Below are 24,287 nucleotides of genomic sequence, written 5' to 3' on the forward strand. Positions count from 1 at the left end.
GGATGGAGTTGAAGGCGTTATTGCGAACTAGGGTATGGATGGCTTCCATACTGGCACTCGTCTTCGTACTTAGCCCCGCTTTTCCTGGTTTAGCGGCAGACAAAAGCAGTTCGTCGGATGCAAACACCAAGTCAGCGGGTACAGGTAACGAGGTGAATGTGTCCAAATCTTCGGATCCCTATTATGTTGAGGTAATGGAACAATGGAAGCAGCAGGGGGTTGTGTCTGCACATACAGGCAAGATTACAATTCCAGGCTCGAAGACTGCTGGAAGGTCGGCGGATGCGAATATTTCCACAGGGTCGTACAAAGGGAAAGACAATGTACTGATCTGGGGAGCTGTAAGAGATGAATGGATTGAATACGAGGTGGATGTCGCACAAGGCGGCTTATACAGCATTGAAATGTCGTATCATCCCTTTACGGGTACGAAAAGCAGGAAGCCAATCGCGCTTAATCTTTCTATCGATGGCACGAATGCTTTCCTGGAGTCCAAGTCTATAGAGCTGTACAGGCATTGGAAGGACATTTTCCCCATTCGCAAGGATGACAGAGGCGATGAAATTCGCCCGATGTCCGAGGATATATCGGGATGGCTGTCATGGGAGCTTCGGGATTTGTCAGGCGCCTACATAGATCCACTGCTATGGTATTTAACCCCGGGAAGGCATAAGCTCCGTTTGGCAGGAAGCGATCCGATGGCTATCGAATCGATCACGTTCAAAGCACCTGCTGTAACGGAGGATTATAAGACGGTAAGAAGCCGTCAGCCTTCAGGAGCCGCCCCTATTCAGGCAGAACCTATCACAATCGAAGCCGAGCAGGTGCAGTGGAAGAGTGATTCATCCATACAGCTGGCTTATGATAATGATATTGCTACGAAGCCGTATGAGCTTGGCAAAATTACTTATAACACGTTGGAAGGCGAGCGCTGGTCATCGGGCAACCAGGAGGTCAGCTGGAGCTTCGAGGCGCCGGAGAGCGGCTACTATAAAATTGCGATGCGGTCGCAGCAAGCGTTCACGTCTAATCGCTCCTCCTTTCGGACCATTATGATCAATGGAAAGGTCCCCTTTGCCGAACTGAAGCAGTACCGTTTTTTATATGCGACAGGCTGGAAAGGGATTACACTGGTTGACGATCAGAATAAGCCGTACGAGTTTTATTTGCAAAAGGGTACGAATACCCTGTCGATGCGAGTCACGCAGGCACCTATGAAACCGATTTCGTTGAAATTGGAAAACATAGTGGATGGACTGTTCAAGCTGTCAGGGGAATTGAAGACGATGACCGGCGGTGTGGATGATAAGAATAGGACCTGGAATCTTAATAAGGATCTCCCCGGTTTTACCGATAAGTTAAAAGCTGTCAGGGATAAGCTGGATTCAACCCGGGTAAGCCTTGAAGAAGTAAACGGGCGTCCGGATGCAGTTTCCCAAGGTATGGTAACGATTGGAAAGGATATCGAAAGCTTATTAAAGGATCCCGATGAAATTCCATATCAGGCTAGTCGGTTGTTTACACTTCAAGGCAAGGTGGCCGATTTGAACAAGCAGCTCAGCTTTCAGCCTCTTCAATTGGATCAAATTTATGTAGCGCCAATTGATAAAGCTTTTCCCAAGATGGAAGCAACGCTGTTCGAGAAATTCAAAGGCTCCATTGTAACCTTTTTCAACTCCTTCAAGTCCAAAGAAAGACTGAGCCAAATGGACGACAAGGTGCTTAATGTTTGGATGTACAGAGGGCGGGATTATGTCAATTTGCTGCAGAGCTTAACGGATGAGAGCTTCACCTCCCAAACTGGAATTAAGGTAAAAATTAATCTTTTGCCGGATGATAAGCTGCTCTTATTGATGAACGCTGCAGGTATTGCCCCGGACGTTGCATTGGGCTTACCGCAGGATCTGCCATTTGATTACGCGATCCGTAACGGCATTTATGATTTGAAGCAATTTTCTGATTTCGACACCTTTTTTAAACGCTTCGCTCCGGGCTCGTGGACTCCTTTCTACTATAATGGGGGTTATTACGGGGTACCGGAAACGCAATCGTATCAAGTCCTCTATTACCGTAAAGATATTTTGCAAAGCCTGGGTTTGCAGGTTCCCGATACCTGGGATGATTTATACCGGATGCTTCCTGTACTTCAGCAAAATGGGATGAACTTTTCTACTATTGAGCATAATGCGTTCTTCCAGCAAAATGGTGCGGACTATATAGTGAAGGACGGCTCGAAATCAGGGCTGGGCTCTGAAAAGGGATTTGACGCATTTAAAAAATGGACCGATTTGCAAAATAAATACGCCATTGACCAGCGGGTAGAAAACTTCTTCCAGCATTTCCGTGACGGGACTATTCCGATTGGTGTAGCTGATTTGAACACGTATCTCCAGCTGACAGTGGCAGCTCCTGAATTGAACGGCTGGTGGGGTGTGGCTCCTGTTCCAGGCGTTAAGCAGGAGGATGGGACGGTTGCGCGTTGGATTGGCGGAGGCATGCAATCTTCAGCTATTTTTAAACAAACCAAGAAAGCCAATGAGAGCTGGGAGTTTCTGAAATGGTGGACTTCCGCTGAAACACAGGAGCGGTACGGCACCGATTTGGAAACGCTCAATGGTTTGACGTTCCGTTGGAACACGGCCAATATCGAAGCATTTGTAAAGCTTCCATGGAAAAACGATGATTTAAAAGCCATCCTGGAGCAATGGAGATGGTTCAGAGAAATTCCGAATGTGCCGGGAAGCTACTATATGGAACGCGAAATACTCAATGCCTGGAATCGGACTGTAGTCGATGGTATGAATTACCGAACCTCGCTTGAGATGGCAATAACGGAAATTGACCGGGAAGTTAAAAGGAAAATGCAAGAATTCCGATTTGTCGATGGTGATGGCAATGTTGTCCGGTCGCTGAATCTGCCGACTATAACGAAGCCTTGGGAAGGGGTGGATAAGTATGTTAAACAATGAGGTGCACGCGCTTCGCAGAGCACATACTTCCACGAGTAAGTCAAGAAGTAAAGTAAGCGATTTTTTTCTGAAGCTTTGGGCTTTTCGCGCTTCCTATTTGTTTATAGCGCCTTTTATGATCTGTTTCATTGTATTTATATTGATTCCTGTTCTTTGCGCTATTGTTCTTAGCTTTATGTATTATAATGCGCTTGAAGCTCCTCGTTTTATTGGCTGGGATAATTTCCGTTATATGTTGTCCCAGGATTTGATACTCATTAAATACGCGCTTCCGAATACGATTTCCTTTGCGTTAATTATCGGTCCGGGTGGCTACATTTGCGCGTTTATGCTGGCTTGGCTCATCTCGATCCTGCCTGGCATTTACCGTAAATGGTTTACACTTGCTTTATACACCCCATCGCTGGCCGGGCTGGTTGCCATGAGTATTATTTGGACACCGCTGCTCTCCAGTGACAGGCTTGGTTATTTAAACAGCTTTTTGCTAAACCTTGGATTGATCAGCGAACCGGTATTATGGGCTACCAGCAAAGAGCATTTGATGAATTCGATGATTGTCGTCACGCTGTGGAAAAGTATGGGTATTGGTTTTCTTGCTATGCTCGCAGGTATTCTGAATGTCAATCCTGAGCTGTATGAAGCAGGAAGGCTGGATGGTATTCGGAGCCGGCTGGAGGAAATCTGGTATATTACTATCCCTTCAACAAAGCCGCAAATGCTGTTTGGCGCTGTTATGGCAATTGTCGGAGCGATCCAATCCAGTGGGATTGGGGCGGCGTTATCCGGAATGAATCCAACTCCGCAGTATGCGGGTCATATGATTGTAAGCCAGATTGACGACTATGGCTTTAAGCGGTTTGAGCTAGGGTATGCAACCGCGTTATCCGTCATCCTCCTGTTGATTGTTTTCTTTGCCAACAAGTTTGCCAATAAGCTGTTTGGCACTAAGGAGGGCGAATAAATGACTATGGCAGGGACGATTCGAAAGGTCACTCTGTGGCGGAAACGCTCAAGGTTAAGACGTTTAAGTACCTTTGAGAAGGTTTCGGCGGTGCTTCTTATTGCGCTCAGTATTTTTATGCTTCTGCCGATCGTTTATATTTTAAACCATGCATTCAAGCCGTATCAGGAGCTGTTCGTGTATCCGCCGAATATTTTTGTAAGGCATCCCTCCATTCAAAACTTTCTGGAACTGCTCGCTATTACAAAAGGTACGGCGATTCCGGTTACACGTTATATGTTCAACAGTATAGTTGTGACCGGGCTGGGTGTGTTCCTTATCACGATTGTTAGCGCGATGTGTGCTTACCCGATTTCGAAGCATAAATTTCCGGGGCATAAGCTTTTGTTCGCAACAATTCTTTTGACGCTGGTTTTTGTACCGGAAACCGTAGACATACCGCGTTATTTAGTCGTCAGTAAGCTGGGCATTATGAACACTTACTTCGGACATGTTTTACCCCTAGTCGCCGTACCGACTGGTGTGTTTCTTATGAAGCAATTTATCGATCAGCTTCCTGATGAATTACTGGATTCGGCTAAAATGGACGGTGCCAGGGAGCATACGCTGTTTCTAAGAATCGTAATTCCTATGATTATGCCGGCTATAGCAACCATCGCTATTATTGCTTTCCAGGGTGCATGGACGAATACGGAAACCTCCACCTTGTTTATGCAGGATGAGGAAATGAAGACGTTCCCGTTCTATATACATACTTTAACATCCGGTATGGCCAATAACGTAGCGCGTCAAGGTGCAGCAGCAGCTGCGGCAATGCTCCTGTTTCTGCCCAATATGATCATGTTCCTCATGTTTCAGAGCAAAGTTATAGCTACGATGGCGCATTCGGGAATCAAATAACGACAGCTTCGTTGTAAAGGAGTGAGAAGCGTAGCCGTGACTATGAAATACAACGGGCGCAAGGTGGAAAGATGGGGTAGGTTTGAGCTTGTTTTGAAGGGACCCTCTGAGGGGAATCCCTTCCAAGACACGCGGCTCACCGCCCATTTTCAATATAAGAACAGAATGGTCAAGGTGAACGGTTTTTACGATGGGGAGGGCATCTATCGGTTGAGATTTATGCCTGACCAGTTGGGAGCCTGGCGTTATACAACTGAGAGCAGCTGCCAGGAGATGGATGGTCATACAGGTGAATTCGTCTGTATAGAGCCGACTGCGGATAATCACGGTCCTGTGAGGGTCAAGGATGATTATGGATTCGCCTACGAAGACGGCAAGCCGTATATCCCATTCGGTACGACCTGCTATCATTGGACTCACAATGAAGATGAGAGTCTTGAGGAGCTGACCCTGAAGACGCTCAAGCAGGCCCCCTTCAACAAAATCAGAATGTGTTTGCTGCCCACTCATGATATGAATCCCCCGGCATTAGTATTTGCGGGAACCTGCCCGGAGGATGTGGACAAATCTAGATTTAATCCTTCCTTCTTCAGGCATTTGGAGAGAAGGCTGGATGATTTGATGCAGCTGGGCATTGAGGCGGACATCGTGCTGTTTCATCCTTATGACAAAGGCTATTGGGGTTTCGACAGCATGGACTTTGAGACGGATTGTTATTATCTGCAATATGTCATCGCGAGGCTTGGCTCCTATAGACATGTATGGTGGTCGCTTTCCAATGAATTCGATTTTAATAAATACAAAACAGTTGACGATTGGGACAGGCTGCTTCAATTTGTACAACGTATTGACCCTTACCAGCATCTTCGCTCCATACATAACGGAACCAAGATGTACAAATCTTCGTCGCTATACGATTTCTCAAAGCCATGGATCACTCATCAGAGCATCCAGCATTGGGATGCTGAGCTGACATCAAGCTGGCGGGAAACATGCCGGAAGCCTGTTGTGATAGATGAAATTTCCTATGAAGGTAATAGCTCCAGACGATGGGGCAATATTTCCGGCGAGGAGATGACACACCGTTTCTGGGAAGCTATGTCCCGAGGAGGAAGCGTAGGACACGGTGAATCCTTTATCGACCGTGAGACGCGGGCCTGGATATCTACCGGAGGCAGATTGTATGGAGAATGTATCGATAGAATTGCTTTTTTGCGTAAAATCATGGAAGAAGGTCCAGCGGACTGGATAAGGGCTAGTCAGGATGGAAGCTATTGGCTGTACTATTTCGGCCGTCATCAGCATGCCTATAAATATTTGGAGCTACCTGAAAATAGTTCGTATCGGATTGAGCTTATAGATACCTGGAACATGGCAATTACTCCTCTGGAAAATGTAACTGGCGGATTAATTAAGGTGCAGCTTCCGGGAAAACCTTATATGGCATTACGTATTGTGAAGGCATGAACATCAACATTTGCTCTAGAAGGAGGAGATGGAGCTGAACTTAACCAACAAGGTCGAACGTTGGGGCATCTACGAATTAATGCTGAATGCGGATGAATCCTGTGCGGAAAATTCTTTTTCCGACATCCAGCTTTCCGCCCAATTTGAACATCAGCTGCACACAGCTGAAGCGGAAGGCTTTTACGATGGAAATGGGCAGTTCTGCATCAGGTATATGCCAGGGCATGAAGGCGTTTGGAAATATAGAACATCAAGCAATCATTCGAAACTGGATGGACTCATAGGAGAATTTATATGTACAGAGGCTTCTCCTGATAATCATGGGCCTATTGAGATAAAAGATCATACACATTTTCAATATGTGGACGGGACACCTTACATTCCGATCGGTACGAACTGTTATAACTGGCATCAGCAAAGCGAACAGGTACAGGAGCTAACGCTTTGTTCACTTGGCAACTCCCCGTTCAATAAAGTCCGTATGAACGTTAGTCCAACGGCGGATTTACTTAATAGGACTTACTTCTCACATCTGGAAGAGAGAATACAGGAGCTCGCAGTCTTAGGTATTCAAGCTGAGCTTATGCTGTTTCATTCCGAGGATGGAGGAATGGAAGGTATCAATAGGCTTTCTCCCGAAGAGGAGGAGCGATACCTGCGTTATGTTATTGCACGGCTTGGGGCTTATCGCAATATTTGGTGGTCGTTCGTTAATGAGCCCGACGAGAATCAGCATAATGGGTCAAAAAAGGACTGGAACCGATTAGCCCGAATAATTAAAGAATACGATTATGGCTCTCATTTACTTACTATTCTTAGCCCGCATAGAGGCTATGACTTCGGAGCCCCGTGGATAACTCATGTAAGCATTAAACATACGGATGTAAGAGTTGCCTCGGACTATACTAAGCAATATGCCAAGCCTGTTATTGTCGAAGAATGCGGCTGCGAAGGAAATCTGGATACCCGCTTAGGCAGCTTGACTCCGGAGGAGCTTGTGTGCCGAATATGGGAGGGGCATCTGCGGGGCGGCTATGTGACCCATGGAGAAACCTATTTGGGGGATGATGAGCTGCTATGGCAATTGCATGGCGGCGAGCTTCGAGGACAAAGCGTCCAGCGGATTGAATTTATGCAGAGTATTCTGGAGGATGCTCCGCATCATATGACCTACAGCAGCGACAGGCTTGATGCCGCTACCCTGGAAGTTAGAGGGGAATACTATTTGCAGTATTTTGGCCCTCATCGGTTTGCATTTCGCGAATTTGCGTTACCGGAAGGAAAATATCAAGCAGATGTGATTGACACCTGGAACATGACGATTGCCCCTTTAACACAATTGTTGGAGGGACGGTTTCGAATCAATCTTCCAGGAAAGCTTTATCATGCGTTAAGAATTCGAAAGGTGTCAGGCTGCTCATAAAAAATAGCTGAATCAAGGGAGAGATCTTTCATGGAGCAAGTGCGTAAATCAATTGGAAGCTCAAAGTTATGGTACGAGAAGCCTGCGAGATCGTGGACGGAAGCTATGCCAATCGGTAATGGACGGTTGGGCGCGATGGTTTTCGGGAAAGTAAACACGGAAAGAATACAACTGAACGAAGATTCCGTATGGTATGGCGGACCTGTTGACGGGGACAATCCGGATGGAGCCAAATATTTTCAGGAAGTACGTCATTTGCTAATGAAGGGCAAGCAGATTGAAGCCGAAGAGCTGGCACAAATGGGTTTAATGTCGATACCTAAATCATTGCATCCGTATCAACCACTCGGTGAAATGCATTTATACCATGATGGCGAGAAAAAGATGATTTCCAACTATTACAGAGACTTGGACATTCAAGAGGGCATTGCCCATGTCAGCTACTGCCTTAACGATATTTTGCATGAAAGGGAAGTATTCAGCAGTGCGGTTGATCAGGTCATTGTAGTTCGCCTTACATGCGATCGTCCGGCGAAATTAAATATTCGATTAAATTTGAGCCGGAGGCCATTTGACGAAGGGACGAAGAAGATTTCATCAGATACAGTGGCCATGAGCGGGGAATGCGGTAAAAATGGCGTTACGTTCTGCACGGCGGTAAAGGCCGTTTCAGAGGGCGGTTCGGTCAGTGTTATCGGTGATTTTCTGACCATTCGTCAAGCGGAAGCGATCACTCTCTATCTTTCTGCGGCGACAACCTTCCGGCATTCGGATCCGCAAGCGGAATGTATCAGGCAGTTGAATTATGCTGCAAGCAAAGGGTATGAGCGGGTTAAGCAGGATCATGTGTCGGATCATCGGAGCAAGTTTCAACGAGTGAAGCTGGAATTGGCTAAAGATGATGGTGAAACCGCTTACCCGGCCACAGACGTTCGGCTTCAGCGCTTCAAGGATGGCGAGGCTGATCCAAAGCTGGTCGCTTTATATTTCCAGTATGGACGTTATCTGCTAATGGCAAGCTCACGTCCAGGTTCGAATCCCGCCAATTTGCAGGGGATCTGGAATGAGAGCTTCACCCCTCCGTGGGAATCCAAATATACGATCAACATTAATACCGAGATGAATTATTGGCACGCAGAAGTATGCAATTTGCCCGAATGCCATGAACCGCTATTTGATTTGATAGAGCGTATGAGGCCGAATGGCAGAAAAACGGCACAAAGGGTGTATGGGTGTGGAGGATTTGTCGCCCATCACAATACCGACATGTGGGGAGCGACCCAGATTGAAGGGAACTTTATGCCGGGATCGATATGGCCGATGGGGGCTGCCTGGTTGTCTTTGCACTTATGGGAGCATTACCGGTTTGGATTGGATGAAAAATTTCTGCGGGATAAAGCTTATCCTGTGATGAAGGAAGCGGCGGAATTTTTCTTGGACTACTTGTTCGAGGATAAGCAGGGGCGTCTTATTACAGGTCCATCCCCTTCTCCGGAAAATAAATTTATCGGCCCGGATGGCAGCGTGGGTTGTCTGAGCATTGGGGCTTCAATGGATACGCAAATCGTATACACGCTTATGCGGGCTTGCATGGATGCATCCGAGATTTTGTATAAGGATGAGCCTTTGCGTGAGAAATGGGAGCATGTTCTGAAGAAGCTGCCTAAACCACAAATCGGGAAGCACGGGCAGCTGCAGGAGTGGGTGGAGGATTGGGATGAGGTTCATCCGGGTCATCGCCACATTTCTCACTTGTTCGCCCTCCATCCGGGGGAAATCATTCATGTGCGCCACACTCCGGAATGGGCCGAGGCGGCCAAGCGGACGTTAGAGCGCAGGCTGGAGAATGGAGGCGGGCATACGGGCTGGAGCCGTGCCTGGATTATTAATTTCTTCGCGCGTCTGGAGGAAGGAGAGCATGCTTACGAGCATCTTCGATTGCTGCTGACGCTCTCAACACTGCCCAATTTATTTGACAATCATCCCCCGTTTCAGATTGATGGAAACTTCGGAGGAACAGCAGGTATTGCAGAGATGCTGCTCCAGTCGCACCGTGGAGAGCTCACCTTGCTTCCAGCTTTGCCAAGGGAATGGAAAACAGGCAAATTCAGCGGGTTTCGCGCCCGTGGAGGGTATGAGGTCGATATGGAGTGGGAGGAAGGACAACTGCTCCGTTGTGTCATCCGAGCTACCAAAACCCAGCTATGCCGTGTGTCTTGCAGGCAGCCTCAGCTCCCTCTCTATGTGGAGTCGGACGGGAAACAAGTCGAAACTTCAGCTGCCGGTTATTTGACCGAGTTTGAAGTTATTGAAGGCCATACCTATGTGCTTCAGGCTAACAAGGTATCACAAAGCGCAGATACAAAAATGGCTGAAACAATCTAAATAGTACACTGGAAGCAGCGAACAGGCCATCGGAAACGATGGCCTGTTCGCTGCTTCCGCAATGTGGTTCAATAATCCCTTAAAAAAGCATGAACAACCTATACATGATTTTTTGTGCTGGTGTAATCTAGAAATCAGAGAGGTGAGAATATGGAATTTATTAGACCTGAACATTATTTGCCGAGAAAACAGCACATCAGTGATGTGAACAAATATGGAATCGGTATGATTGGCTGCGGAAGCATAGCCAATACTGCACATCTACCTGCTTATACGAAATACGGATTAAAAATTGCTGCTTGCTGCGATGTTAGCGAGGAGGCGGCGCGTGCTACAGCGGAAAGATTCAATATTCCGTTTTGGACAACGGATGTTAATGAGCTGCTCGAGAGAGAGGATGTCGCGGTTATCGATTTGGCTATCCATCCCGAGCCAAGGCTGGAAGTACTCAAGCTGATCGGCAAAGCACCACGGCCGGTTTTATGCCAGAAGCCGCTCGCGCTTAGTCTGGATCACGCCAAGCTGCTAGGATCTGAGGCGAATCGGCTTGGCATTACGCTTGGAGTGAACCAGCAGGCCCGTTGGGCTCCTGCGCATAAAGCGCTAAAGCTGGTGCTGGAGCAGGATCTGATCGGCGACATCTACAGCATTCACCATGATATGCGTTCATTTCAGGATCAAGCGGGCCGATGGTGGACGAATATGAAAAACTTTAACATCGTGGATCACGGTATTCATTATGTGGACTTATGCCGTTACTTTAACCCTAATCCGCAGCAGGAATGGTCCAGGGTACATTGCACAACTGCCCAGCTGCCTCAGCAAAATGCGATAGATCCGCTGATCTACTCAGCGAACGTTGAGTTTGGCCCGAAGGGCGGGCGCAATCCATTGATGGCAAGCCTGCATTTCAATAATATTGCCAAAGCAAACCGCTCTCACAGCAACACCTGGTGGGTGGATGGCACAGAAGGAAGCGTGTGGTGCACACAGGATACACTGTATATGGCATTAAACAAGCATAAAAATGTCGTACATGAGATTCAGCTCAAGGGAAGCTGGTTTCCCGATGCATTCGCGGGCTCGATGCTGGCGTTCATTACTTCTATTGACCAAGGCACACTCCCGCCGGTTACGCCTGAAGATAACCTGCAAACCATAGCAATGACTGCAGCCATGGTCTCATCAAGTGAAGAAGGCTGCGTGGTGGAGAGAGCAGATGTGCTGAAAGGATGCGATAAGTAATGAATAAGCTTGGATTTATGAGCTACGTATATATGGGCTGGTCTGCTGAGGATATAGCCGAAAACGCTTGCAAGCACGGTCTGACGTATATGCAGTTGGATCCGAAGCAAAAGTTTCAGATCATGGATGATGAACCCTTTTCACCGGTTCGTATTGAGAAGCTTCGTACTATTTTCGAAAATAAGGGCATTTCTATTATAGGTTTATCCGGGTATACGAACCTGCTGAATCCCAATCTCGCTAAACGGGAAGATAAGCTTGCGCAGCTTGAGAAGATGATAGACCTATGTTCGGCTTACGGAACAAGGTATATCGCTACGGAAACGGGCAGCCTTCACCCGACCAATGCCTGGCGCGACTATGAAGGAAACCGCTCTCCTGAAGCATGGGAGCAGCTGCTCTCCATCGTTGACCGGTTGCGCAACCGTGCGGTAAAGAACGGAGCCGTTCTTCTGGTGGAAGGCTTCGCCCTCAATGTACTTGCAACTGTGGAGCAAGCGGCTAGTCTCATCGAGCAGCTTGGCAGCGAAGGCTTGGGAATCATCATGGACCCGTTCAATTACTTCACGCCAGAGGATCTAAGTAAGCAGGAAGAAGCCATGGCTCATGTTTTTAAGCATATAGGTCCATATAGTCCGATTGCGCATGCAAAGGATTCTCTATACAACGAGGAGGGCTTTACAACCCCGCGAGTGGGAGCAGGACAGGCCAATTGGGATGTATACGCAGCCTATCTTGCCAGCTGTATGCCGGAGGTGCCGTTAATTCTGGAGCATGCCAAGCCGGAGGAAATAACGGATTGTGTAGAGCTGATTCAGCAAGCGTTTGAGAACGCAAAGACAGGCAGGGAAGTGAAGGACAGTTATGGCGCATAAACCTAGATTAGGCATTCAGGGGCCAGTCGTTGCCTGGCAGGATTCATGGGCAGGGGATGCTTCAGACCTCGTAATGCGTACAGGAACAGGAAGTGTTTGTCCTTCCCAGGACCCGAAGCCTGAACCGGCTGCTTTTCTCAACATATTGAAGGAGCTAAACGCAGACTTTTACGTGCACCATGTGATTCCAGGACTCGAAGGGGATTCATCGGTATTGGAAGACGTTGCTCGTGCAGGATTGGATATTTGTCTGGGCAATGAATATGGCAATATAAACGGGCCTTGGGTGGAAGGAACGAACCGTTATGACGTGCCAGATGAAATGATCGTCGAGGCTGGACACATCGGACGCTGTATCGGTTTGTTGTACGACGAGCCCGAGCATTTGCAAATTAATGCCGGGCAATATCGCAAAGACGGATGGTTTCCCCATTGGGGGAGCACAGAAGGGCTTCGATTGGAAGCAGCGCGCAATAAGGTAGAGCAAGCGGTTCATTTACGCGTTGAACATGTTCGAAGCGTCTTAATGAAGGCTGAATTAAACAATGTGTCCATACCTTTGATTTCGGAGCAAGTGTTTCCGACCCAGTTCCATACTTTGGCCAAAGCAGGTATGGACCTGTGTCCGAAAATTATGAAGGAATCATTCCAATCGCTGCAGCTATCTACCGCATTGGGCGCAGCTAAGCAGTATGGAAGAGCGATGTGGGTATGCGCTGATTTGTGGGGACCCGATACCGGAGAATGGTTTACAAGGTTCCACGGATTTCCAGGTCACTCTCCGCAAGAATTTGAATCAGCCTTGAAGCTCGGTTATTTGATGGGGCCAACCCATTTGTTTACCGAAAATATCGATGTTCTTCTGAAGCATACGGGCAGCGGATTCGAAAAAACGGAATTCGGAGAGGTATGGAGACAGTTTACGGGCCAATTTGTACCCGAGCATCCATTGACCTGGGACCATTCACAGGCTGATCCGGACATTGTGATCATTCATTCGGACGACAGCAACTACGGGCAGAATGAAAGACTATTTGGCAGCTCGGAGCTGGTCGGTTCAGCCGCTTCACAAAGCGTTTTTCAAATTTGGCATCTTCTCAGTCGAGGAACGATACCTGCCCATGGCAGTTGCATGCATATACCGGGCTATAGCTTCCCAAGACATGAATTGAAGCGGGAAGTACCGCTTGAACAATTTCCTCTGGCAAACGGCTATCCTTGTAAGGATGAGAATCGAATACATCCTTTGTTTTATCCCGTTAATAATGTTCTCGTATATGACGAGCAAGTCAGTGCGGAACAACTGGGCCAGCCCAAATTAATTGTGGCGGGGGGATCCACTCTTTCATCAGATACGTTAGCGGCGGTCATTCAAAGAGCAAATGATGGAAGTGTAGTTGTAATCGCTGATTGGCTGCTGCCTGCAAGCCTTCCGAAGGAATGGCTATCGAGTGGAAAAAGGGGCCGTGGCCTGTGGATCGTGACTCATGACTTTTTGGAGGATCGGGTCAGGGAGGCTGTGGAGCCATTCTTGGGAAAAGACAGCTGCTGGATGCAGCGTTTCGGCACAACAGAAGTAAGAATGTCACCCAAGGACAGTCGAGGCTTCACCCTTGAGTTTGAACTTTATGGTACAGGAGGGCATTTAATTGGAGCAAACTAGGCATCAAGATCCGTTCGCGGAAATCGCGTTTCGTGAGCATCCGGGAAATAAAGACGAACTGCGAGAGATTCCTCCTGCAGCTTACGATAAACAATATTTTACTCCGGGATCGGAAAAAGCGGGTAATGCCGCACTGCTTCCATACGAGGCACAAATGGCCCTTTTTCACGAAGATCTGGCGCTGCTGCGTGAGAAATACCGCCCGTTCATGGCTAATTTAACGCCTGCTCCTGCTTTGAGCCGCAAGCGGCAGCATTGCAAGCAATTTCAATTCCGCTATCATTCCCAAGAGGATGCCAATTTTACACGTGTATTGGAAGGGGAGGGTGATTGGGAATCGGTAACCGTACCTGATTTTCGGGGACCAACGGGTGAGAATGGGAAATGGACCGGATTTTACCGGAACGAATTCACCTATGCCTCCATTCCAGATGGAAAGAGAGTATACCTCGTATTTAAAGGGGTCGATTACAAAGCTAGCGTATATTTAAATCGCAAGTGTATCGGCAGTCATGAAGGGTTCTTTGCTCCGTTTGAATTCGATGTTACTGATTTTTTACAGGAGAATAACACGCTTGTCATAGAAGTCAGCAATGATTACTCGATGATGGGGGTAGGCGGCACCAAGCTGGATGGGGATAAAATGTATGCGGCTACAGGTCCCGGCTGGGATGATCCCTACAGCGGCTGGAATCATTGCCCACCGGGAGCCGGCATCTATAACAGTGTCTATTTGGAAGAGCGGCAGCCCTTATTTATTCAGGATGTGTTCGTTCGGCCGAACATTGATGAAGACTTCGTAGAAGTATGGGTCGATGTGGTCAATACAACAAACCGGCTGCTGGAGAATTTCGAGCTCAATCTCGAAGTCATGCCGAGGAATTTTATTGGGCCAGGAATTCGACCCATGTCGTTCCATGTGTCCTATGCCGGACCGGGAGTCAATTATTATCGCTATAAGGTTGATTTTCCGGAGTTCAAGCTGTGGGAACCGGAAGCGCCTTTCTTATATGTGGCACGTGTAGGCGTAAATAATTTGTCAGAATGCCTGGATATTGTGGATCGCAATTTCGGTATGAGAAAGTTTCATATGGATGAGGAGAATACGCCAAAAGGTACGCTTTATCTCAATAATGAGCCGATTATTTTACGGGGCGCCAATGAGATGGGGCATTTGCAGCAATGTGTAATGAGGAATGACTTTGACCAGCTGATCGATGACATTTTGATAGCGAAGCTGGCTCACATGAATTTTTATCGGATTACTCAACGGCCTGTTCAAGAGGAGATATACGATTATTTCGATATGCTGGGCATGATGCATCAATGTGATCTGCCCACATTCGGATTCATCCGTCGCAATCAATTCATTGAAGGAATCAAGCAGGCTGGGGACATGGAGCGACTGATTCGCAGTCATCCATCCTCGGTAATTGTTTCTCTGATTAATGAACCGTCGCGAACGGAGAAACGGCGCAAGGGACACAGACATTTACACCGTAACGAGCTAGAAGCTTTTTTTGTCGCAGCGAGACAGGCGATTTTTGTCGAAAATCCAGATCGGGTAGTCAAAAATGCAGATGGGGATTACAATCCGCCGACACGCGAAGGGCTGCCTGATTTTCATTGCTATAACATGTGGTATACGAACAATGGCATATCGGTTGGAAAAATGTACAAAGGCTTTCTTCCTCCGATCAGGGAGGAGTGGAAGGCCGGTTGCGGTGAATACGGAACGGAAGGCTTGGACAACTACGAGCTGATGATAAGCCGCTATCCTGGGGAGTGGCTTCCGGACAATGAATCGGATGCATGGATGCCAAACCGCATCAACGGAGCGCAAACCTATGCTCACCATGGGGATTGGTACACCGAGCAGCAAACGATTCACAGCTGGATTGAAGCCAGTCAGAAGCATCAATGCTTGGCGACCAAGCTGATGACCGATGCTTGGCGCAGAAGGGCGGATCGGGTAGTTTCCACAGCTATTCATCTCCTGATTGATGCATGGCCCTCCGGCTGGATGAAGGCTCTCGTCGGGGCTGACCGGATACCGAAGCCAGCTTACTTTACCTATAAGCATTGTTTGGAGCCGGTTCGCATTCATTTAAGAGGGGACAGGTGGAAAGTATATGTCGGGGAAACGATGGAGATAGAAGCTTGGCTGCTGAATGATACGGCTAAGGAATATGAGAATTGCCGTGTTGTCGCCACGCTTCGTGATGATAATCGGGATTACGGCAATTTTGAAATTACCGGTTCGCTTTCGGCGGCAACCTCGCGGTATGCGGGGACGATCCGTTTCTCCGTACCTATGGTTCAGGATAGACAGAGCCTGCATGTGGATGCCTGCTTATTGAATGAAGCTGGAGAGGTTATAAGCACGGAACGATTTACTTTCGAAACATTTGTTAAGGCAAATAATGAGAAACCGGATAAAGTTATCTACATGGATGCGGAATCCGAGCTGCTTGGTTCGCTTCTGGAAGTGGACGGAGAGCCTTACGACGAATCAATGAAGCAGGCCGGGACGCTAGTTGTTTCATCCAGAGAATTATTTATTCGTCATCGAACCTCTACTCTTGAAAAGATACGCAACGGTGCTACCGCTTTATTTATTCTAAATCGTTTCGATTCGGAGCCGTGGGATATTGGGGAAACAACGGTTCAGACGTCCAAGCTGCGTGAGATTTACACGCTTGCTGTGGACACGGATAATCCGCTGCTAAGCTGGATGAAGCCGGATGATCTATCTTATTTATATCACTTGCCCAATGACCGAATAGAGGGCATTTCCAACTGCCATTTGCAAGGTAATGGAATCGAGCCAATTGCATTTGCCTATCACGCGAATGGTGAGCTGAACGGGAAGCGCAAGCTGCCTTTGGTAGGCTCGAAAAAGCTTGGAAAGGGTCGGATCTTCTTCTCCTGCCTGCCTCTATCAGGCAGATTGGGCTTTAATCCTACATTGGATCGTTTCTTGATCTCGATACTAGGGGAAAAAGGAGGCGACAATGAATGCACTTGTACGCCATTGCTAGCAGAACCAAGCAACAACGCGCTGAGTTAAAGGTTAGTGACGCGGGACTCCAACTGGCGCTACTCAGTGAAGGCAAGGAAACTCCCTATTATTCGGGGGTTTTGAATGATATGTTGGTTTATTCCTCCGGAAAGTCTTGGCGTTCCGATCTTGCGGGACTTCAGAATGTGCAAGTTTCTTCCCCGGATGATGGAGGGGTTAATAACGATACGAACCATACGAGTAACAGGATGATTCAAATCAGCGGAACTCTTGGAGCGCTGAGCTTCTCAATGGAGCTGTTATTCGATGAACAGGATGCGCTCAAATTGCATGTTGCTTGGACAAACACGACGGATCAGACCTTGCATGATGTCGCAGCTGGAATACAATTCAGCTTGCCTAAGCGGGAGAAGGAAATCATAACGATTCCCGGTGTGATTTATAATAACAATCCTTCCTCCGACCCGCAGCGTCTTGTTCCAAGGCTTGGCACAGGCGAGCATAAAGGGGTTATCGTCGAAGAGCATCGGCTCCCGATTCCTTGCGTGAATATAGAGTGGAAGGAGGCCGGTGAGTCCCGATATTTATCTTTGTTTTCGATACCTGCTTATGTGGAAGGTTTGGATGGAACCGTTCATTATGGTTCTCTCGGAGCGATTCAGGAGGATAACGGATCCGTACTTGCGGTTATGAGCGGAGTGTTGATGTTTAATGGCGACAAGGATATTTGCTATATGGGAAAAAGTAAATCAGAGCCGTATAGCGGCGGGTATTTAGACTTTATGCCCGGATTCACATTGGCAAAGGAATACACGCTGGACTGGGGGACGATTTCCACTCCGGGCAGAGGCTTCCGCGAAATCGTTCGCAAAGGATTGGACCTATTCCAACTGGAGGGCTCCAAGCCGCTTTCCCTGGAAGAAATCATTAAGCTCAAAACAAACGCGATGGATGACCGATGGAGGACGAATGAAGAGGGAGCAGCCGGATATGTAAAATTCAGCGATTCCAATTCATTCGGCAATGCGTCCAAGCGTCCGCTCCATTATATGTATGGATGGACGGGACAATGCTTGAAGCTGGCCTGGTGTGATGCCCGTCAAGGGTTTACTCAAGGGGAAGAGGAGAGAATTTCCCGCTGCAAGCAGGCTGTTGACTTCTATTTGGGGGCGAGCCGTACGGATCTTCCAGGTATACGACGGAGCTCTTACCGTATCGAAGATGGACAATGGGATGACTTCAGCTTGAATAAGCAGTCTGTCATTGCGAGCAGGGCTATCGGAGAGACGATAGCTGATTTAGCTGAAATTGTACTTTTATTCCGGGATCAGGGCAGAGATATTCCTGCCTCCTGGATCGAAGCCATTCGCGAGTCCGCCGATTTCTATGTGTCGGGCGTCTTGTCTTCTGGCATCTTTCCGGCAGCATGGCTAATGGACGGCACTCCGGCTGACGAGATGATTACTGCAGCGGGGGTTCCGTGCTTAATTGCTCTTGTTAAAGCTTACCGGGTGCTGGGAGATGAATTGTATTTGGCAGCGGCTGAAGCTGCGATGCAGCGTTACTATGAGCTGCATGCCGAGACGTTCGAACGGCCATTTGCCCGTTCTACGCTGGATGCCAAATGCGAGGATAAGGAAGCGGGGATGTATTTCTTCCTGGCGGCATATGAGCTGTTTATATTGACAAGTAAACAGCAGTATGGGGAATGGGCTGAGCTATCGGCAGACTGGCTGCTTACCTTTGTATATATGTGGAAGCCTGCTTATGATAAGGGCTCGAAGTTCGAGGAAGTCGATTTTAACGCTATAGGATGGCCCACGGTCAGTGTGCAGAACCATCATTTGGATGTGTTCTTCCCGACTTATGAGTTATGGAAGTTCGGCAGGTTAGCGGGCAAGCGGCAATATGAGCGTATAGGCCAACTATCATTCGATGCTATGGGGCAGGGAATATGCAGGGAGCCGGGCGATTGGAGCTTCACCGTTGTTGGTGAGCAGGGAGAAGGCTTCTTTCAAACCCGGTGGCATCACCGAGGGCATAGCAACAAGTGGAATCCGTCTTGGGTTATAGCCACTATTTTGCATAATGCCCTGCGCTTTCAGGAGGAAATAGAATGATGGATCAAGAGGGGGGGACAAACCACGTGAACAGCAGGACAATTCCGGATTGGGAAAATATAGAGGTATTAGGACGGCATACAGAGCCGCCGCATGCCGGATTTATTTCGTATGAGGATATGGAGACGGCTCTGGACAATGAAAGGGCAGCATCCCCTTTTTTCCAGTCGTTGAACGGCAATTGGAAATTTTGTTACGCGGATAGCCCTGATAAGGCTCCTGCGAATTTTTATGAAGCTTCTTATGCGGTAAACGACTGGAATACGATACCGGTTCCCGGCAATTGGCAGATGCACGGATATGGCCGCCCTCATTATTCCAGCAGCTATTATCCTTTTCCCATTGATCCGCCTTATGTACCTAATGATAATCCGGTAGGCTGCTATCGTAGAAGCTTTGGCCTGCCTCATTCCTGGGATAACCGCCAAGTGTTTCTTGTATTTGAAGGGGTCGACTCGGCTTTTCACGTTTGGATTAACGGGCAATTTGCAGGGTACGGACAGGGCAGTCATCTGCATTCTGAATTCAGAGTGACCTCGCTGCTGCAGCCTGGAGAGAATACGATTGCTGTTCAAGTATACCAATGGAGCGATGGAACCTATCTGGAGGATCAGGATAAATGGCGGTTAAGCGGCATATTTAAGGATGTTTATGTGAAAGCAACGCCGGATGTCCATATTCGGGATATTGCGGTACAAACACGGTTTAGCGAAGATCATCAGGATGCCGAGCTTGGGGTCAAGATTCATGTGCGAAACTATGCTGATTCTGCTCAAGCTCGGCCGCATCTAGTAAAGCTGATGTTACTGGATGATGAGCGGCAAACGGTTTATGAAAGCGCAGTCGGAAGGGGCATTCAGCTTAATTCCAATGAGGAACAGACGCTAAGTATGGATATTCCCGTTATGAATCCACGTCAATGGTCGGCCGAGGAGCCTAATTTATATGCGCTCGTTGTAAGCCTTGAGGATGAGCAAGGGAATGTGCTTGAGGTTGGAAGTGTGACGGTAGGCTTTCGGGATATCGCGATCCGGGATGGGCAGCTTTTTGTCAACGGAAAATCCGTTATCTTGAAGGGAGTTAACCGCAATGAGTTCCATCCGGAGCTCGGGTTTACGACACCTTACGAGTCGATGGTCGAGGATGTTCTTTTGATGAAGCAGCACAATATGAATACTGTACGCTTATCCCATTATCCGAATGATACACGTTGGCTCGATTTATGCGATCGGTATGGATTGTATGTTATTGATGAAGCGGATTTGGAAACCCACGGCTGCCATTTTATCGAAAATGAGAGCTATCTGGCTGAGCAGCCCGAGTGGAGGCAGGCATTCCTTGACCGTGCGGTTCGCATGGTGGAAAGGGATAAGAACCACCCATCCGTCATTATTTGGTCACTCGGAAATGAATCGGGCTATGGGCCTAATCATGATGCGATGGCTGAATGGGTGCGCAAGGCCGACCCAACTCGTCCGATCCATTATGAACGCGCTAAAGACGCACCGGTCGTTGATGTCGTCAGTTCGATGTATCCGTCCCTGGAAGCCTTGATCGAAGAAGGGGAGAAGGCTGATCCCCGGCCCTACCTGATGTGCGAATTCGGGCATGCTATGGGAAATTCCGTAGGCAATCTGAAGGATTACTGGGATGCTATTTATAAATATAAGCGGCTGCTGGGTGGTTTGATCTGGGAGTGGACGGATCACGGTATTGTGCAGAAGCTGGAGTCAGGCGAGGAATGGTATGCCTATGGAGGGGATTTCAACGATCATCCGAATAGCGGACATTTCTGCATAGATGGATTGCTGTTCCCGGACCGTACAGTTAAAGCTTCGATTATGGAGTTAAAAAAGGTCATTCAACCGGTCGTAATAGAGCTTAACGATATACAGTCCGGGGCTGTGACCATTTGTAACCGCTATGATTTCAGAACCTTGAAGCATTTGGAAGCTTCTTGGTCGCTTATATGCGATGGGGAGATTGTAGAGCAAGGGATACTGCCTGAGCTGGATGTGCCGGCTGGTGATCGTGCTGTTGTTACGATTCCTTGGACGAAGGAATTAGCCCGACTTCAAGGAGAGTGCTGGCTGCATATCCGTTTCACCTTACGTGAAGCGGTAAGCTGGGCTCCGCGAGGCTTTGAGATTGCTTGGGCCGACCTGCCGCTGGCTGTTGCGGAACGGAAGATTGCCGGGAGAGCTGTAAGTCTGGATTCTATGCCCAGGATCCAAACTGTTGAAACGAATACAGGGGTTCACCTTTACGGAAATGATTTCTCTATTAGCTTTGATAAAAGCAGAGGGGTTATGACCTCTTTCGATTATAACGGCGTACCGCTTTTGGCTAGTGGCCCTAAGGTTCAGCTGTGGCGGGCAACGATCGATAATGACAATCGCCAATCCAAGGAATGGAAGACGTTTGGTTATGACCGGCTGAATCATCGCATGCATCAATTTTCAGTCCATCCTTATCATCGTTCTGCTGTCCAAGTGCTGATCAAGTCAACAATTGGAGCAGCTGCCTTGGGGAATGCCTTTACAACCTGGATGACCTATACGGTTTATGGCTCCGGTGATGTTCTTATCACCACTCGTGTTGTACCGAGAGAGGGCTTGCCTCCGCTGCCTCGGCTGGGCTTGCAGATGACGATGCCTGGTGGATTCGATCAATTCTCATGGTTCGGGTTAGGGCCTCACGAATGTTACATCGACCGGAAAGAGAGCGGGCGGCTCGGGGTATACAGCGGTTCCGTGCAGGACCAATTCGTTCCGTATATTATGCCGCAGGAAAATGGCAATAAGACGGATACCCGTTGGGCATCTGTGACTAATAAGCTCGGAACAGGATTATTCATTGGCGGTATGCCAAGGCTGGATGTAGGTGTGAGCCATTATTCGACTGAAAATTTAACGAAAGCGAAGCATACGTACGATTTGCAGCGGCAGGCTGAAACCTTCATAAATATGGATTACGCCCAAGCTCCAATAGGAAATTATAGCTGTGGGGAAGCTCCACCACTTGATAAATATTTGTTGAATCCGCAAGATACTACGTTTTCACTGCGGTTGAAGCCATTCTCTACAAGGGATAATTCGCCTATGAAATTAAGCAGACAGCAGCTGGAGACAATTGCTGAGGCTTCGAATGTAAATGAGCCGGTGCTGAAGACTTCAATAAGGAAGCAGGAGGTAGGCATATGATCAGCCGTAAATTTCCAAAGATGATGTTCGGCGGCGATTATAATCCGGAGCAGTTTCCTAAGGACATTTGGAATGAAGACATGCGGCTGTTTCAGCTGGGTGGAATTGACATAGCTACTATTAATGTGTTCGCTTGGGCCTTGAATCAGCCGGATGAAGATACCTATAACTTCGAATGGCTCGATGAAGTGATGAACAAGCTTCAGGAGAATGGTGTACGCGTATGCATGGGCACCAGCACTGCAGCACATCCGGCATGGATGGCAAGGAAATATCCGGATGTACTAACCGTGACCTCGGACGGGAAGAGGAGGAAATTCGGACGGAGGCATAACTCCTGTCCGAACAGTCCTACCTTTCGCCACTATGGCGGATTAATGGCCAGAAAGCTTGCGGAGCGCTATAAGGATCATCCTGCTTTGCTGCTCTGGCACGTTAACAATGAGATAGGAAACCGCTGCTTTTGCGATAATTGCGAGAGAGCATTTCGGGATTGGCTAAGAAAGCGGTACGGCACGATAGAACAGCTGAACCAGGCTTGGTACACCAAGTTTTGGGGTCACACCTTCTATGACTGGGAAGAAATCGTTCTGCCAAGTGCGCTAACTGAAGGCTTATCTGGCGGCAACTCCGATCAGACCGCTTTTCAAGGAATTACGCTTGATTTCTTCCGGTTTAATTCCGACAGCTGGCTGGACAGCTATCTAATTGAATACAATGCGATAAAACAGATCATACCGGATGCAATCGTAACGACCAATTTTCAAGGCAATGGGACCTACAAGCCGCTTGATTATTTCAAATGGGCGCCTTACCTGGACATTGCGGCACTTGATATTTATATCGAGAATCATACCCCGGAAAGCTATATGGCCATGAGATATGATCTGATGCGCAGCTTGAAGAACGGAGCTCCTTTCATGCTGATGGAGCAAAGTCCAGGCGTTATTAACTGGAAAACGGTTAACCCTACGAAGCGCCCCGGTGTGATGAGGCTTAGAAGCTATCAAGCGATAGCCCGCGGTGCAGAATCGGTTATGTTCTTTCAGCTTCGTCGCTCGCTCGGCGCTTATGAGAAATTCCATGGAGCCGTTATCGACCATGCGGGTCACGAGCATACGCGAGTGTTCAGGGAATGCGCAGAGCTCGGCAAGGAGCTGCAGCAGCTAGGTGATCAAATGCTGGATTCGCGTGTAGCAAGCAAGGTTGGCATTTTGTTTGACTGGGACAATTGGTGGGCAGTCGAGCTCGGTGGAGGGCCTTCGGTTCATTTTAAATATTTGGATCAAATTCAAAGCTATTATGACGCCTTGTATGACAACCAGATCCAGGTCGATCTGATCCATGTGGATACGGACTTAAGCTCCTATGATTTGGTACTGGCGCCTTTCTTGTATATGACCAAGCCCGGACACGCCGAGAAGCTGGAACGTTACGTGGAGAGTGGCGGCACGTTCGTGACCGGTTTTTACAGCGGGATTGTAGATACGAACGATAAGGTTATTCCGGGCGGCTATCCAGGAGAGCTTCGCAGGCTTCTCGGGATCTGGGTGGAAGAGATCGATGCCATGTTTCCGAATCAGACGAACCAAATGATCATGCAGCAGCCATTAGGGCAATTACAGGAACAAGAATTCTGCGAATGCAGGCTGGCCTGCGAGGTTGTTCATCTGGAGGGAGCAGAAGCCGTAGCTGTATTTGGCAGCGATTATTACAGCGGGGCTCCTGCTTTGACACGCCACAGGTACGGTAAGGGGGAAGCTTGGTATGCAGCCACCGATCCCAGCGCTGAATTTAAACGGCATTGGCTGAAGGCGTTATGCAATCACGCAGGCATCTATCCGTTGATGAAGGCTCCAGCTGGAGTGGAGGTAACCCAACGTGAGAAAGATGGTGTTCGCTTCACCTTCTTGCTGAATCACAGCGATCAGGTTCAAACGCTACCTGTTGGCGAGCACAAGCAGTTGGAGCTTCTAAGCGGTGCTAACGTACAAGGCGAAATAGAGCTCCAGCCGAAGCAGGTCATGATTCTTAAGAAGTAAATATAAGAGAAC

General features: G+C 48.2%; 13 protein-coding genes. All 13 read left to right on the forward strand.

Features of this window, described 5'->3' with window-relative positions:
• The first annotated feature begins 2 nt into the window (after nucleotides 1-2).
• The 13 genes from ACFQ0C_RS05335 (at nucleotide 3) to ACFQ0C_RS05395 (ending at nucleotide 24,275) form a co-directional block, all read left to right on the forward strand.
• Nucleotides 3-2,969, forward strand: a complete 2,967-nt coding sequence (locus ACFQ0C_RS05335) for an extracellular solute-binding protein (RefSeq protein WP_379364659.1) — start codon at nucleotides 3-5, stop codon at nucleotides 2,967-2,969.
• Entirely contained in the window at nucleotides 2,956-3,930 is a 975-nt protein-coding gene (locus ACFQ0C_RS05340) for a carbohydrate ABC transporter permease (protein ID WP_258212850.1), read from the forward strand. The genes ACFQ0C_RS05335 and ACFQ0C_RS05340 overlap by 14 nt, the downstream gene beginning before the upstream one ends.
• A 6-nt stretch (nucleotides 3,931-3,936) precedes the next feature.
• Nucleotides 3,937-4,830, forward strand: a complete 894-nt coding sequence (locus ACFQ0C_RS05345; RefSeq protein WP_379364981.1) for a carbohydrate ABC transporter permease — start codon at nucleotides 3,937-3,939, stop codon at nucleotides 4,828-4,830.
• A 42-nt stretch (nucleotides 4,831-4,872) separates the two neighbouring features.
• The gene (locus ACFQ0C_RS05350; RefSeq protein ID WP_379364983.1) at nucleotides 4,873-6,297 is read left to right on the forward strand and encodes a DUF5060 domain-containing protein; all 1,425 of its coding nucleotides are present in this window, start codon (nucleotides 4,873-4,875) and stop codon (nucleotides 6,295-6,297) included.
• A 28-nt stretch (nucleotides 6,298-6,325) separates the two neighbouring features.
• Complete coding sequence (locus tag ACFQ0C_RS05355; RefSeq protein WP_379364662.1) at nucleotides 6,326-7,720, forward strand: DUF5605 domain-containing protein; 1,395 nt, start codon at nucleotides 6,326-6,328, stop codon at nucleotides 7,718-7,720.
• 30 nt (nucleotides 7,721-7,750) lie between these two features.
• A complete protein-coding gene (locus tag ACFQ0C_RS05360) occupies nucleotides 7,751-10,105 on the forward strand; it encodes a glycoside hydrolase family 95 protein (protein WP_379364664.1) in 2,355 nt (784 codons plus the stop codon).
• 150 nt (nucleotides 10,106-10,255) lie between these two features.
• Complete coding sequence (locus ACFQ0C_RS05365) at nucleotides 10,256-11,350, forward strand: Gfo/Idh/MocA family protein (RefSeq protein ID WP_379364666.1); 1,095 nt, start codon at nucleotides 10,256-10,258, stop codon at nucleotides 11,348-11,350.
• On the forward strand, nucleotides 11,350-12,225 hold the full coding sequence (locus ACFQ0C_RS05370) for a sugar phosphate isomerase/epimerase family protein (protein ID WP_379364668.1): 876 nt from the start codon (nucleotides 11,350-11,352) through the stop codon (nucleotides 12,223-12,225). The genes ACFQ0C_RS05365 and ACFQ0C_RS05370 overlap by 1 nt, the downstream gene beginning before the upstream one ends.
• Complete coding sequence (locus tag ACFQ0C_RS05375; RefSeq protein ID WP_379364670.1) at nucleotides 12,215-13,888, forward strand: hypothetical protein; 1,674 nt, start codon at nucleotides 12,215-12,217, stop codon at nucleotides 13,886-13,888. Before ACFQ0C_RS05370 ends, ACFQ0C_RS05375 begins: the two co-directional genes overlap by 11 nt.
• Nucleotides 13,875-16,958 (forward strand): glycoside hydrolase family 2 protein, encoded by a 3,084-nt coding sequence (locus ACFQ0C_RS05380; RefSeq protein WP_379364672.1) that lies wholly within the window; start codon nucleotides 13,875-13,877, stop codon nucleotides 16,956-16,958. The genes ACFQ0C_RS05375 and ACFQ0C_RS05380 overlap by 14 nt, the downstream gene beginning before the upstream one ends.
• Complete coding sequence (locus tag ACFQ0C_RS05385; RefSeq protein ID WP_379364674.1) at nucleotides 16,907-19,030, forward strand: hypothetical protein; 2,124 nt, start codon at nucleotides 16,907-16,909, stop codon at nucleotides 19,028-19,030. The genes ACFQ0C_RS05380 and ACFQ0C_RS05385 overlap by 52 nt, the downstream gene beginning before the upstream one ends.
• Nucleotides 19,027-22,233 (forward strand): beta-galactosidase, LacZ type, encoded by a 3,207-nt coding sequence (gene lacZ, locus ACFQ0C_RS05390; RefSeq protein WP_379364676.1) that lies wholly within the window; start codon nucleotides 19,027-19,029, stop codon nucleotides 22,231-22,233. The genes ACFQ0C_RS05385 and lacZ overlap by 4 nt, the downstream gene beginning before the upstream one ends.
• A complete protein-coding gene (locus tag ACFQ0C_RS05395) occupies nucleotides 22,230-24,275 on the forward strand; it encodes a beta-galactosidase (RefSeq protein WP_379364678.1) in 2,046 nt (681 codons plus the stop codon). The genes lacZ and ACFQ0C_RS05395 overlap by 4 nt, the downstream gene beginning before the upstream one ends.
• Nucleotides 24,276-24,287 lie beyond the last annotated feature (12 nt).

The sequence above is a fragment of the Paenibacillus sp. GCM10027630 genome, from assembly GCF_042676305.1.
GTDB lineage: Bacteria > Bacillota > Bacilli > Paenibacillales > NBRC-103111 > Paenibacillus_S.